A 12,068-nucleotide genomic window follows, 5' to 3' on the forward strand; every position below is an offset into this window, starting at 1 on the left:
GCCGATGAAGCGCTTCTATGTGATCCTGGTGCTGGCGATTGCGATCGCCCTGGCACTGGCCGTGGGCATTTCGAAACATACTGGCTACGTGCTGATTACCTATCCCCATGTGCTGCATTACGAGTCCGGGCTGTGGTCGACGCTGGTGGCGTTGTTTGCCATCGGCCTGGTGATCTATTTGGCCAGGGTGCTGCTGGGCCTGGTGCTGACCTCGGGTGGCGTGGTCAATCCGTGGTCGCGGCGCAACCGCAGCCGTCGGGTCCAGGTTGCCATCGAGCAGGGCCAGATGGACCTCGCCGAAGGGCGCTGGGCCAGTGCCGAGCGCCACTTGCACCGTGCGGCCGAAGCCGAACGCCAGCCATTGCTCTACTACCTCGGCGCGGCCCGTGCGGCCAACGAACAGGGCCGTTATGAGGTAGCGGATGGCCTGCTGGAACGCGCGCTTGAGCGCCAGCCCCAGGCCGAACTGGCGGTAGCCTTGAGTCATGCGCAGTTGCAGATGGACCGCGGTGACACCGATGGCGCCCTGGTCACCCTGCAGGCCATGCATGAGCGTCATCCGCATAACGTCCAGGTATTGCGCCAACTGCAGCGGCTGTATCAACAGCGTGGCGATTGGTCTTCGGTAATCCGGCTGTTGCCGGAGTTGCGCAAGGACAAGGTGTTGCCGCCTGCCGAGTTGGCCGACCTGGAGCGACGCGCCTGGGGCGAGAACCTGACCCTGGCTGCCCAGCGCGAAGAGCAGGGCGAGGCCGGGCAGCAATCCCTGGAGCTGGCCTGGCAACAACTGACTTCGGCCCAGCGCCAGGAGCCGCAACTGGTGCTGGCGTACGCCGAACAACTGCGCCAGTTGGGCGCGGACGCCAAGGCCGAAGAAGTGCTGCGCGGTGCCCTCAAGCGCGAGTACGACAGTCATCTGATCCGGCTCTACGGGCTGCTGCGTGGCAGCGATCCGGCGAAGCAGTTGAAGTTCGCCGAAGGCTGGCTCAAGGACCATCCAGGCGATGCCAGCCTGCTGCTGACCCTGGGGCGCCTGTGCCTGCAAAACAGCTTGTGGGGCAAGGCGCGGGACTACCTTGAAAGCAGCCTGCAGGTGCAGCGCAACCCTGAGGCCTGCGCCGAGCTGGCACGCCTGCTGGCGCAGTTGGGCGACACCGAGCGCAGCAACCAGTTGTTCCAGGAAGGCCTGGGCTTGCTGGACAAGCGTTTGCTGGCGTCACCGCTGCCGGTGCCGGCACGGGTTTGAAGTAGGAAACAGAGTAAGGGTTGCCTCAGAATTGTCTGGTGGCCAACCCTTCAATAACGCCCAATAGCTGTAGTCAATACGGCTTGTAGTAAACTCCTACGTAGACGCGCGTTTAATCGCTCGCCTTCTGACGGGATATCCCTACGCTCTCGCGGAATCGTCTGCTCTGGCGCGTATTGAAAGGGGTAAGGTCTTTCCTCTACCGTAACTACCTATCTCTTGCGTTGCGGATAAACAATGTCTTTGGCCCCCTCACGCTCCCTGTTCCTCCTGGCGTTCCTGGCTGGTGCGCTGACGCTGGGCGCGTCCTTTTACCTGGAATACGCCGCGCTTTTGCGGCCTTGTTTCCTGTGCCAGGTGCAACGAATTCTTGTGGCTGCCTTCACGCTGATCAATCTCGTGGCAGCGATTCATGGGCCGAAGCGGTCCGGGATCTACCTGTATTGGGCGGCGAGCATGGGGTGTGCAGTGCTGGGCGCCATTACTGCCGTACGCCAGGTGCTGCTGCAAAATACGCCGCCGGAACAGTTGCCTGCCTGTTGGCCCGGCCTTCAATCCATGATCGAGAACCTGTCGCTGAGAGAGACGTTGGCCTTGATCTTCAAGGGCACCGTTGACTGCGTGGAAATCAACTGGACGCTGTTCGACTTGAGTATTCCCGAGTGGAGCCTGCTGTTCTTCGTGGCGATGCTGATCCTTGGCATCGCGCAGTTCTCGCGGTTGCTGCTGAGCCAGCGTTTTGGCCTTGCACGGCACTGACAGGTAACCGCAGGTTGTAGGAAGGGATTAAACACTTGTATGAACTTTCTCTCCTGCGTACCTTGATGACATAGTCGTGCGGGCATAATCTGGCCCGCACGCGTTATTGAAACAGACTGTTCGATGCACCTTTGCCCGGTTGCCGCTTTAACCTTGAAGTGTTGCGCGGGCAGCGTGCGGCGCCCCTATAGGGAAGAGAGATCATCATGCTGGAACGTTGTCAGAATGCTCAGGAACGCTGGGGTGGGGTGCACAAACTGATCGATGGTTGGTTGAAAGCGCGTCACGAACTGGTTCGGGCCTTTGATGCTCTCGGTGCCAAGCCCGAAGCGCTCAGCGAGAACCGCAAGCCGTTGCAGGAATTCTGCGGCGTATTGGTGGACTACGTATCGGCGGGGCACTTCGGTATCTACGAGCAGTTGACCAGAGAGGCCGAGGCTTTCGACGATCAACGTGGCCTCGATTTGGCGGAGACGATTTACCCGCGCATCGATGTCATCACCGAGAAGCTGCTGGCGTTCAACGACCTGTGTGATGCCGGCCAGTGCGTTGCAGAAAAATTCAAAGAGCTGGGTGGTTTGCTTCACGAGCGTTTCGAGCTGGAAGATTGCCTGATCGAAGTGCTGCACAACGCTCACAAGGAAGAGTTGACGGCTAAGGCCTGACTCCCCCCGACACAAGAAAACGGTGCGCATTGCGCACCGTTTTTCGTTTGGGCTCAGGCGCCCGCCTTGAGCAATTCGATCTCGAATACCAGCGGCGTATAAGGCGGGATCAGTTCGCCTGCGCCATCAGCGCCATAGGCTTGGTCGGATGGAATCACCAGGCGCCACTTCGCGCCCACCGGCATCTGTTGCAACGCACTGCGCCAGCCACTGATCACACTGTCCAGGCGAAACCACTGAGGTTGTGTGCTCTTGTCGAAGACGGTCCCGTCGGGTAACCGCCCAACATAATTCACTTGCACGCGATCATCGGCCGCCGGTTTCTTCCCGCTGCCAGGGGTCAGTTCGGTCAGCAGGATGCCGTCTGCCAATTCACGCACACCACTTTTGGATTTCTCACTGGCTAAAAATTGTTGCTCGGCAGCGAGTGCCTTTTCACTTTGTGGTGCTCGATTGTCCGGCGCGTTTTGTGCTTCGTGCTGGGCAAGGATCTGTTCGATGCGTGTGTCGTCCAGGGCCAGTGGCTTACCTTGATAGGCCTGTTTGAGTCCGTCGATCAGCGCCTCTACCTGCAACCCAGGCATCTCCTGGCGCAGGCGCTCACCCAGGCTCGCGCCCAGGCTGTAGGCCAGGTCGTGGTCATCTTTGGAGGGGGATTTCTCGCTTGCGTTGGCCACGCAAAGCACCACGCTCAACACTAAAAAAAGGTAACGCGACATGGGCGTTCTCCAGCCGAAAGTGCGATGGATTATGCCAGTGTGAATGCTTAAAAAGTGGCGTGGATTTTCGTTATATCAATAAGAATTTTCGTGCGGTGCAACGCAAGCCAATCGATACTGTCAACATGCCCTAGCGGCGGTAAGAGCAGAGGGCTAGTATGAGCCGCACCCACGTCAGCCAGGAGGTAAACCATGTCGGCCAAACAGAAGCCTGTAAATACCCCGTTGCATTTGCTCCAACAACTTTCGGGCAGCCTGCTCGAACATTTGGAAAGCGCCTGTTCACAAGCCTTGGCTGATGCTGAGAAGTTGCTCGCCAAGCTTGAAAAACAACGCGGCAAAGCTCAGGAAAAACTGCACAAATCCCGCACCAAACTGCAAGGCGCAGCGACCGCTGGCAAAGCCAAGGCACAAGCCAAGGCCAAGGACGCCGTCAAAGAACTTGAGGACTTGCTCGACGCCCTCAAGGATCGTCAATCCGAAACCCGCACCTACATTTCCCAACTCAAGCGTGATGCTTCCGAGAGCCTGAAATTGGCCCAGGGTGTTGGTCGTGTGAAGGAAGCTGTAGGCAAAGTGCTGAGCACCCGTGCTCCGGCTAAAGCTGTTGCAGCCAGCGCGGCGAAAAAACCAGCCAGCAAGGCCGTCGCTGCCAAGGCACCTGCAAAAGCTGCGGCCAAGCCTGCGGCAAAAGCACCGGCTAAATCGGCTGCCAAACCAGCGGCTAAAACTGCTGCTGCAAAACCAGCTGCCAAGCCAGCTGCTAAAACCGCTGCTGCAAAACCAGCTGCCAAACCAGCCGCTAAAACCGCTGCTGCAAAACCAGCTGCCAAGCCAGCCGCTAAAACCGCTGCTGCAAAACCAGCTGCCAAGCCAGCCGCTAAAACCGCTGCTGCAAAACCAGCCGCCAAGCCAGCTGCTAAAACCGCTGCTGCAAAACCAGCTGCCAAGCCAGCGGCTAAAACCGCTGCTGCGAAACCAGCCGCGAAGCCAGCTGCTAAAACCGCTGCTGCGAAACCAGCTGCGAAGCCAGCCGCTAAACCCGCTGCTGCAAAACCAGCCGCGAAGCCAGCTGCTAAAACTGCTGCTGCAAAACCAGCTGCGAAGCCAGCCGCTAAACCTGCTGCTGCAAAACCAGCTGCCAAGCCAGCCGCTAAAACTGCTGCTGCAAAACCAGCTGCGAAGCCAGCCGCTAAACCTGCTGCTGCAAAACCAGCCGCGAAGCCGGCCGCTAAACCTGCTGCTGCGAAACCAGCTGCCAAGCCGGCCGCCAAACCTGCTGCTGCCAAACCAGCCGCCAAGCCAGCACCAGCCAAACCAGCTACTCCAGCTGCGAAGCCTGCGACCCCGGCTGCACCTGCTGCCAGCACCACAGCGCCAACCGCTCCGGCCAGCAGCACGCCTGCACCGGCAGCGCCAAGCGTCACCCCAACCAGCGCTTCCTAAGTGCCGGTAACCGCGGCGCGCAGCTGATGCAGCGCGTCGTGGTCAAGGTTGGCGGCTTCGGCCGCCAGTCCTTCAACCCATGCTTGATGATTCACCTCGGCCATCGGCCAACGCTGCGCCACACCTTCCAGGCGTGATAGCAGCAGCCTTTCTGCATCCAATTCCAAAGCCTTGACCCGCTCCCGTAACGCTCCCAGCTCAGCATCCTGCTGCGCCATGGCCCGCCATCGCGTGCGTACTTGCCGCAGCGGTTCAACCACCTCCGCCTGCCACGGCCCGGCGATCTGCCGCAGTGCCTGCAAGCGCGACGTTTCCGGCGCCACACCCCGCTGCTCCAGCCACAACCCGCACAACACCAGGCACACATCAGCCCCTTGCGCCTGCAAGCGCAGGCACGCGTCCTCGACGCCCGAGCGGGCGTAGGTCGAGAGGGCAAAGCTCCACAGGTCAGCGCACATATTCACACCCAAGCCAGCGGCCAACGAAGCTGGTAGACTCCGCCGCCATTATGATCCGACTTCAAAGCCTAACATTACAGCGTGGCCCGCAACGTCTTCTCGAAGACGCCGAGCTGACCCTGCACGCCGGTCACAAAGCCGGCCTGATCGGTGCCAACGGCGCCGGCAAATCCACGTTGTTCGCCTTGCTGCTGGGTGAGCTGACTCCCGACTCCGGGGATTGTCTGCTGCCGGCCGACTGGCGCATCGCCCATATGCGCCAGGAGATCGACACCCTCGACCGCATTGCGATCGACTACGTGCTCGATGGCGACCTGCGCCTGCGCCAGGTGCAACACGACCTCGCCGAGGCCGAGAAAGCCCAGGACGGCGCCGCACAGGCCCGCCTGCACTCGGAACTGGATAGCGCCGACGGCTACACCGCCGACGCGCGTGCGCGCAAGATGCTTGCCGGCCTTGGCTTTACCAACGAACAGATGGACCGCCCGGTCGCCGACTTCTCCGGTGGCTGGCGCATGCGCCTGAACCTGGCCCAGGCGCTGATGTGCCCCTCGGACCTGTTGCTGCTCGATGAACCGACCAACCACCTGGACCTCGATGCGATCCTGTGGCTGGAAGACTTCCTGAAAAGCTACCCGGGCACCTTGCTGCTGATTTCCCACGACCGGGATTTCCTCGACGCCGTGGTGGACAACATTGCCCACGTCGACCAGAAGAAAATCACCCTGTACCGCGGCGGCTACAGCGCCTTCGAACGCGCCCGTGCCGAACGCCTGGCCCAGCAACAGCAGGCCTACGAGAAGCAGCAGGCGCAGCGCGCGCACATGGAAAGCTACATCGCCCGGTTCAAGGCCCAGGCCACCAAGGCCCGTCAGGCCCAGAGCCGGATCAAGGCCCTGGAGCGCATGGAAGAACTGTCGGCGGCCCACGTCGATTCACCGTTCGACTTTGTGTTCCGCGAATCGGTGAAAATCTCCAGCCCGCTGCTGGACCTTTCCGATGCCCGCCTGGGCTATGGCGACAAGACCATCCTCGAGAAGGTCAAGTTGCAGCTCACCCCTGGCGCGCGGATCGGCCTGCTCGGCCCCAACGGCGCGGGCAAGTCGACCTTGATCAAAAACCTCTCGGGCGAATTGCAGCCCCTGGCCGGTCGCCTGGTGCGCGGTGAGAACCTGGTGGTGGGCTACTTCGCCCAGCACCAGCTGGATTCCCTCGACGCCAAGGCCAGCCCGCTGCTGCACCTGCAGCGCCTGGCGCCGACCGAACGCGAACAGACCCTGCGGGACTTCCTCGGTGGTTTCGACTTCCGTGGTGCGCGCATTGACGAGCCGGTGCTGAATTTCTCCGGTGGCGAAAAGGCCCGCCTGGCCCTGGCCCTGATCGCCTGGGACCGGCCAAACCTGTTGCTGCTCGACGAACCGACCAACCACCTCGACCTGGAAATGCGCCTGGCGTTGACCATGGCCCTGCAGGAATTCAGCGGCGCGGTACTGGTGGTGTCTCACGATCGCCACCTGCTCAAGAGCACCACGGATAACTTCCTGCTGGTGGCTGATGGCAAGGTCGAGGAATTCGACGGCGACCTGGAAGACTATGCCCGTTGGCTGTCGGACTACCGCCTGCGCAACGCGCCGGTCAGCAACACGCCGGTCAACCCGGACAAGACCGACAAGAAGGCCCAGCGCCAGGCCGCGGCTGCATTGCGTCAGCAACTGGCCCCGCACAAGCGTGAAGCGGACAAGCTGGAAGCCGAATTGGGCAAGATCCACGAGAAGCTGGCGAAGATCGAAACCAGCCTGGGTGACAGCGCCGTCTACGAGCCGGCCCGCAAGGATGAATTGCGCGACCTGCTGGCCGAACAGGCCAAGCTCAAGGTACGTGAAGCGCAGTTGGAGGAGACCTGGATGGAAGCCCTCGAACTGCTGGAATCCTTGCAAGCGGAGCTGGAGGCGCTGTCCTGATGGAAGCGCTGCAACTGCCGCTGCCGGCCCAATGGATCGCGCCGATCTGGGTGGCCGTACAGATTCTGCTGATCCTGCTGGCCGGCTATCTCGCCCAGCGTTTCGTCGCCAAATGCCTGAACCGCCTGGGGGAACGTTATCCGTTCCCGCCGCAGTTGCTGATGCCGCTGCGCGGCGGCCTGCGCTGGCTGATCATGGGCAGCGCGCTGATCTTCGTGCTGGAGCGCCTGGGCGTCTCTGCCACGGTGTTGTGGACGGCGTTGTCGGGTTTTGTGGCGGTGGCCGCGGTGGCGTTCTTCGCCATGTGGTCGGTGTTGTCCAACCTGCTGTGCGCCATCCTGATCTTCACCGTCGGGCCGTTCCGCCTGGGCGATGTGGTCGAGTTGGTGGACACCGTCGACAAGCCCGGCGTCAAAGGCCGGGTGGTGGCGATCAACCTGCTCTACACCACGCTGATCGAAGTGGAAGAGGCCGGAACCGGCAGTGTCATGGTGCAAGTGCCCAACAGCCTGTTCTTCCAGCGCTCGGTGCGCCGTTGGCGCGGCAGCGACGTGCTGCCTTAACCTGTGGCGAGGGAGCTTGCTCCCGCTGGGCTGCGTAGCAGCCCCAAAAAAAGCCGGGAGCGCTACGCACTCCAGCGGGAGCAAGCTCCCTCGCCACAGCAAGCCCCCTCGCCACAAAGGCGCACCCCAAAATTTTTCTAGCCATTTCTCAGCCGGCAGCGTTAGTTTAGAAACATTCAGCAAACTAAGCTCTGAGGTGTGTAATGGCGCTCGACACATGGCTGGCCTTTTTCCTGGCCAGTTGGATCATCAGTCTTTCCCCTGGCGCCGGTGCCATTGCGTCGATGTCCAGCGGCCTGCAATACGGTTTCCTGCGCGGTTACTGGAACGCCCTGGGCCTGCAATTGGGCCTGGCGATGCAGATTGCCGTGGTCGCCGGTGGCCTGGGGGCGATTCTTGCCGCATCCTCCACCGCGTTTTATGCGATCAAATGGTTTGGCGTAGCGTACCTGGTGTACCTGGCCATCAAGCAATGGCGCGCGCTGCCAACCGACCTGAGCGATGACGCGGCGATTCGCCCGATCGGCAAGCCGATGGCGATGATGTTCCGCGGGTTCCTGGTCAACGCCAGCAACCCCAAGGCCCTGGTGTTCATGCTGGCGGTGCTGCCGCAGTTCGTGAACCCGCAGGCGCCGCTGCTGAACCAATACCTGATCCTGGGCGCGACCATGATCTGCGTGGACATGATCGTGATGGCCGGCTACACCGGGCTCGCCTCGAAAGTGTTGCGCCTGTTGCGCACACCGAAGCAGCAGAAGCGCATGAACCGTACGTTTGCCGGGTTGTTTGTTGGTGCGGCGGGCTTTCTCGCAAGTCTGCATCGCGCAACGGCGTAACTGACGAAACCGGATCAAAAAATGTGGGAGCGGGCTTGCTCGCGAATGCGCAGTGTCAGTCACCAGATGTATTGACTGACCCACCGCATTCGCGAGCAAGCCCGCTCCCACATTGGTTTTATGTCGGTAGCGGGATTTTCGTTCAGCGCAGGATCTTCGGCGCTTCATCCCGTGGCAGGTTATTGCGCAATGCAGGCTGTCCAGGTGCTTCCTGATAACCACCGCCGAGTTGTTCGGCCAACTGCCGCGCCACATCCTCGCCCAACGCCTTCGACACTTCCCGCACCACGCGAGGCCGGTTCAGGCTCACGCGCACGTCACGGTTGTTCACCAGCTTGGTGTCCTGGCCTTCGCCCATGGCGGTAAACGCCGAGGTGATCTCAAAGGTGCGGGTGTTGATCAGGCTGAAATCCGCCACCAGCGTCAGGCCCAGCACCGCCGAGTAGCTGTTGGTGTGGTCCAGCGCGTTGATGTCCTGGGTGAAGTCGATGTCCGACAAGGTGCCGAACAGCACGTAGTCCGCACCCTTGAAGTTACCGGCCTTGATCCGCTTGATCACGTCATACACATCGCCCTTGGCGTCCGCGGTGTAAGGCGTGCCCTGCACCAGCTGGAACTGCCGCGACTTGAGGATTTCCCCCTTGATGTCGCCGCTGAACTTGCGCAGCTCGGTCTGCTCGATGTAGCTGGCACGACTTTCGTATTCGCTGTAGCTCGAGGCGCCGCTGGCGTTGTAGGCGCTGGCCTGGAAATTATTGCTGGCCGCGACCTGGTGGATGTACTCCTCCACGCGAGCCTCGTAGGCCAGGTCGGTTACCGCGATCTTCGGTGCGGCCGAGGCGCCAAAGGCGCACAGCAGGCCGATCATGCCGATCCATGCACGCATTGCTTAGCGCTCCGTGGTCTTGCGGATTTCTTTTTCGTCCATCCATTCGGCCAGGCCGCTTTCGACGTCGACCAGTTGCAGGCTGAACTTGTAGAACACGTCCTTGTAGTCCGAGCTGCGCTTGACGATGGAGCTGATGGAGCCTTCCAGGCGGTACTTGGCGGCGACCATGTTGCCGGTCTTGCTGACGGTCGACTTCTTATACAGGCCGCTCTGGTTCTGCAGCTTCAGCTGGTCGACCTGGCTTTGCATGTCAGTGTTGTCGCTGGCGAAGCGGGCGGTGCCGGTCTTCATCAGCTGGGTCTTGATCGACGTGGTGATCTCGCGGGTATCGATGTACTCGCTGGTCTTGTTCTTCACGTCATACACCTGCACCACCGGGCGGCCTTGCAGGATGCCGGACTGGGCCAGGGAGCGGGTCATGCTTTCGGCGATCATCTGCAGGTCGGTGGAGCCGAACTCGTTGGTCACCAGTTCCACGGCCTTGCTGTCGCCGTAGCTGATGTTTTTACCGCCCAGGACTGGCGAGGTGTTGGCGCAGCCGCTGGCCAGGACGGCCACCACGGCGAGGAACGAGAAGCGTGCAAACATGGGGATGTCTCTCTGAAACTGAATGAGTGGGTGGATCAAGGCGTCTTCACTTCAAGGCGGAAGTCGGCAGCCTGGGGCAGGTTGGCGATGGCCGGAAGGAAGGTCGCCTGGTTTGCGTAGAGGTTCAGCACCTTCCAGGTCTCTTCATCACCCACCGGGAAACCGTCGGCACCCAGCCAGGCGAAGCGGTAATACATCATCTGGTTGCTGCTGGTGATGTTGCTCAACTGCACCTTGGCGGTCAGGAAACCGTTTTCCCGGGCGACACGGATGGCGCCGACGGCGATGCCCTTGAACTTGCCCATCACCACGATCTTGCTCGCGGCGCTTCCGGGTTCCGGCGGTGGCGGGGTGGCGCAACCGGCCAGCAGGACCAGCGCCAGGGCGCCGAGGATGAAATGACGCATAGCGTGCTCCTTAAGGTTGTTTGAGAGTGGCGACGGCCTGGGGCGGATTGTTCTGCACCACTTGGGCTGCAAGACCGCCGGCGAAGACCTGGTTGCCGACCACGCGCAGGGTGATCACCTGGTAGCGTTGATCGGCCTTGACCGTCACCAGCGTGCCGCCCAGGGCGTTGGGCAGGCTGACCTGATGCTCGCCGTGCTTGAGGCGCAGGCGTGTCACCTGGGTCATGTCCGGCAGGGTGCGCCAGGTGCGGGTGTCGGCGCCTTCGGTGACGGCCGAGGCAATACCGAGTACCAGGCCCGCCATCGGGTTGGTCTTGTTCAGGTTGTTCTGGGTGATGCCGCGAGTGACGGCGCGCACGGTGGTGCGCAGGATGATCCCCGGCATGTCATCCCGCAGGGCGCGGCGGGACATGGCGGTGGTGCTGTTGAGGGCAGTGAGGTTCTGTTGCCGGCCGTCGACACCGATCTGGGCGAAGGGCGCGGTCGAGGTGTCGGGCTTGATCACCGGGAACGACAGTGGCGTGATCACCAGGTGGCCGTCGATGGGGATCGGCAACGGCAGGCGAATCGAGTCGCGGGCCGGCGCCAGGCCGCTTTGCACCACGATCAGCACGTCAGTCTCGTCCGCACCGACCTTGGATTTGTCCAGGTCGAGCAGGGCCTGTTCCAGCAGTGGTGTGTTGGGGCGCAGTTCGGCGGCCTTGCGATAACCCGGTGCGGCCAGGTCTTTTTCGCCCAGGGCTTCGTAGACGAAGCCGGCCAGATAGTGGCTGAACGCGCTCTGGTAGCTGTTCTTCAGGCCTACCACTTCAGGGGCGTTGAGGCTTTCCACCGGGTAGCCGCGCAGGTCCTTGAACTGGGTTGCGATGCCCTGGCGCTCGGCCTCGTTTTCGCTCTTGAGGTATTCCTTGTCCCGCAGGGCCGCAATCACCGCTTCGCGTTCGTGGGTCTTCTTGATCTCGGTGCGGGCACCGTCGAAGTCATTCAGCGCCAGCAGGTTGAGGGCCATCTGGGTGGTCAGCATGACCTTTTCGTAGTCGTAGCCTTCGTAACGGCGGACCTTGTCATTGACCAGGAAGGAGCCGAACTGCGCGAGGTACTTGTCGGTGTCGAACTTGACCGACTCTTCCCACTTGTAGACTTGCAGGTCGGCGCTGCGCCAGGCGACCTGGCTGCCGGTCAGGTCGCCCTTGGCGCGCAGCAACTCACCCTTTTCGAAGTAGTAGAGAAGGTCCTTGTCGTCGCCGGTGTTGTTCTTCTCAAGCAGCGTCAGCGCGGCGTCGACGTTGCCGGTGGCCAACTGCTGATTGGTGGCTTGCAGCTCGGTGTCGTAGCTGCGAAACATCGAACAACCGGACAGCAAGGTCACTGCCGCGAGCGCGAGCGAGGTAAAGGCGCGAGATGCCATCGAAGAGCTTCTTCCCTGAACGTAATCGGCCGAATGTGCTGGTCGGGCCGAATCACCAATGGCAGGAAGGCGTTGCGATCCGGCCAATTCCTCATAAAAAGAGGAGCTGAAATGCCATTTCGA

13 protein-coding genes are annotated in these 12,068 nt (G+C 61.4%); 7 read left to right on the top strand and 6 right to left on the bottom strand.

The genetic code is table 11. The annotated features are described in order from the left end of the window. The first annotated feature begins 4 nt into the window (after positions 1–4). The 3 genes from ACIOMR_RS12905 to ACIOMR_RS12915 all read left to right on the top strand — a co-directional run bounded on the left by ACIOMR_RS12905 (position 5) and on the right by ACIOMR_RS12915 (position 2,670). Positions 5–1,246 (top strand): heme biosynthesis protein HemY, encoded by a 1,242-nt coding sequence (locus tag ACIOMR_RS12905; protein ID WP_401194466.1) that lies wholly within the window; start codon positions 5–7, stop codon positions 1,244–1,246. 237 nt (positions 1,247–1,483) lie between these two features. After that, positions 1,484–2,005 carry a disulfide bond formation protein B gene (locus tag ACIOMR_RS12910; RefSeq protein ID WP_003208831.1) on the top strand — a complete coding sequence of 174 codons (522 nt, stop codon included), beginning with the start codon at positions 1,484–1,486 and terminating at the stop codon, positions 2,003–2,005. Between the two features lie 206 nt (positions 2,006–2,211). After that, positions 2,212–2,670: an Rsd/AlgQ family anti-sigma factor gene (locus tag ACIOMR_RS12915; RefSeq protein ID WP_003208832.1), complete on the top strand. Its 459-nt coding sequence runs from the start codon at positions 2,212–2,214 to the stop codon at positions 2,668–2,670. A gap of 53 nt (positions 2,671–2,723) precedes the next feature. Here the strand turns inward: ACIOMR_RS12915 and ACIOMR_RS12920 are convergent, their stop codons facing one another. Further along, positions 2,724–3,389, bottom strand: a complete 666-nt coding sequence (locus ACIOMR_RS12920; protein ID WP_008439319.1) for an FKBP-type peptidyl-prolyl cis-trans isomerase — start codon at positions 3,387–3,389, stop codon at positions 2,724–2,726. A gap of 192 nt (positions 3,390–3,581) precedes the next feature. On the opposite strand from ACIOMR_RS12920, the gene ACIOMR_RS12925 reads away from it, so the two are divergent. Beyond that, complete coding sequence (locus ACIOMR_RS12925) at positions 3,582–4,835, top strand: AlgP family protein (protein ID WP_401194471.1); 1,254 nt, start codon at positions 3,582–3,584, stop codon at positions 4,833–4,835. On the opposite strand, the gene ACIOMR_RS12930 is transcribed toward ACIOMR_RS12925, so the two are convergent. Next, positions 4,832–5,293 (bottom strand): TIGR02444 family protein, encoded by a 462-nt coding sequence (locus tag ACIOMR_RS12930; protein ID WP_177035331.1) that lies wholly within the window; start codon positions 5,291–5,293, stop codon positions 4,832–4,834. The genes ACIOMR_RS12925 and ACIOMR_RS12930 overlap by 4 nt on opposite strands. Positions 5,294–5,343: 50 nt before the next feature. On the opposite strand from ACIOMR_RS12930, the gene ACIOMR_RS12935 reads away from it, so the two are divergent. From ACIOMR_RS12935 to ACIOMR_RS12945, 3 genes are all read left to right on the top strand, one after another. Beyond that, a complete protein-coding gene (locus ACIOMR_RS12935; RefSeq protein WP_003208841.1) occupies positions 5,344–7,254 on the top strand; it encodes an ATP-binding cassette domain-containing protein in 1,911 nt (636 codons plus the stop codon). Then, complete coding sequence (locus ACIOMR_RS12940) at positions 7,254–7,817, top strand: mechanosensitive ion channel family protein (RefSeq protein WP_008439307.1); 564 nt, start codon at positions 7,254–7,256, stop codon at positions 7,815–7,817. The genes ACIOMR_RS12935 and ACIOMR_RS12940 overlap by 1 nt, the downstream gene beginning before the upstream one ends. A 203-nt stretch (positions 7,818–8,020) precedes the next feature. Beyond that, complete coding sequence (locus tag ACIOMR_RS12945) at positions 8,021–8,653, top strand: LysE family transporter (protein WP_003208844.1); 633 nt, start codon at positions 8,021–8,023, stop codon at positions 8,651–8,653. A gap of 142 nt (positions 8,654–8,795) precedes the next feature. Here the strand turns inward: ACIOMR_RS12945 and ACIOMR_RS12950 are convergent, their stop codons facing one another. Genes ACIOMR_RS12950 through ACIOMR_RS12965 form a run of 4 tightly spaced genes read right to left on the bottom strand, consistent with a single transcriptional unit; the run spans position 8,796 to position 11,945 of the window. Then, positions 8,796–9,539 (bottom strand): penicillin-binding protein activator LpoB, encoded by a 744-nt coding sequence (locus tag ACIOMR_RS12950; RefSeq protein ID WP_401194477.1) that lies wholly within the window; start codon positions 9,537–9,539, stop codon positions 8,796–8,798. Between the two features lie 3 nt (positions 9,540–9,542). Further along, on the bottom strand, positions 9,543–10,130 hold the full coding sequence (gene lpoB / locus ACIOMR_RS12955; RefSeq protein WP_003214026.1) for a penicillin-binding protein activator LpoB: 588 nt from the start codon (positions 10,128–10,130) through the stop codon (positions 9,543–9,545). A gap of 35 nt (positions 10,131–10,165) precedes the next feature. Continuing rightward, complete coding sequence (locus ACIOMR_RS12960; RefSeq protein WP_008439304.1) at positions 10,166–10,537, bottom strand: YcfL family protein; 372 nt, start codon at positions 10,535–10,537, stop codon at positions 10,166–10,168. A 10-nt stretch (positions 10,538–10,547) separates the two neighbouring features. Continuing rightward, positions 10,548–11,945 carry a COG3014 family protein gene (locus ACIOMR_RS12965; RefSeq protein ID WP_401194481.1) on the bottom strand — a complete coding sequence of 466 codons (1,398 nt, stop codon included), beginning with the start codon at positions 11,943–11,945 and terminating at the stop codon, positions 10,548–10,550. Positions 11,946–12,068: the final 123 nt, after the last annotated feature.

Origin of the sequence: Pseudomonas sp. NPDC087814, from assembly GCF_044742865.1 — a bacterium.
Taxonomy (GTDB): Bacteria; Pseudomonadota; Gammaproteobacteria; order Pseudomonadales; family Pseudomonadaceae; genus Aquipseudomonas.

Coding starts and splice junctions, on each gene's coding strand:
- ACIOMR_RS12905 (WP_401194466.1), top strand. CDS start 5: ATGAAGCGCTTCTATGTGATCCTGGTGCTGGCGATTGCGATCGCCCTG.
- ACIOMR_RS12910 (WP_003208831.1), top strand. CDS start 1,484: ATGTCTTTGGCCCCCTCACGCTCCCTGTTCCTCCTGGCGTTCCTGGCT.
- ACIOMR_RS12915 (WP_003208832.1), top strand. CDS start 2,212: ATGCTGGAACGTTGTCAGAATGCTCAGGAACGCTGGGGTGGGGTGCAC.
- ACIOMR_RS12920 (WP_008439319.1), bottom strand. CDS start 3,389: ATGTCGCGTTACCTTTTTTTAGTGTTGAGCGTGGTGCTTTGCGTGGCC.
- ACIOMR_RS12925 (WP_401194471.1), top strand. CDS start 3,582: ATGTCGGCCAAACAGAAGCCTGTAAATACCCCGTTGCATTTGCTCCAA.
- ACIOMR_RS12930 (WP_177035331.1), bottom strand. CDS start 5,293: ATGTGCGCTGACCTGTGGAGCTTTGCCCTCTCGACCTACGCCCGCTCG.
- ACIOMR_RS12935 (WP_003208841.1), top strand. CDS start 5,344: ATGATCCGACTTCAAAGCCTAACATTACAGCGTGGCCCGCAACGTCTT.
- ACIOMR_RS12940 (WP_008439307.1), top strand. CDS start 7,254: ATGGAAGCGCTGCAACTGCCGCTGCCGGCCCAATGGATCGCGCCGATC.
- ACIOMR_RS12945 (WP_003208844.1), top strand. CDS start 8,021: ATGGCGCTCGACACATGGCTGGCCTTTTTCCTGGCCAGTTGGATCATC.
- ACIOMR_RS12950 (WP_401194477.1), bottom strand. CDS start 9,539: ATGCGTGCATGGATCGGCATGATCGGCCTGCTGTGCGCCTTTGGCGCC.
- lpoB (WP_003214026.1), bottom strand. CDS start 10,130: ATGTTTGCACGCTTCTCGTTCCTCGCCGTGGTGGCCGTCCTGGCCAGC.
- ACIOMR_RS12960 (WP_008439304.1), bottom strand. CDS start 10,537: ATGCGTCATTTCATCCTCGGCGCCCTGGCGCTGGTCCTGCTGGCCGGT.
- ACIOMR_RS12965 (WP_401194481.1), bottom strand. CDS start 11,945: ATGGCATCTCGCGCCTTTACCTCGCTCGCGCTCGCGGCAGTGACCTTG.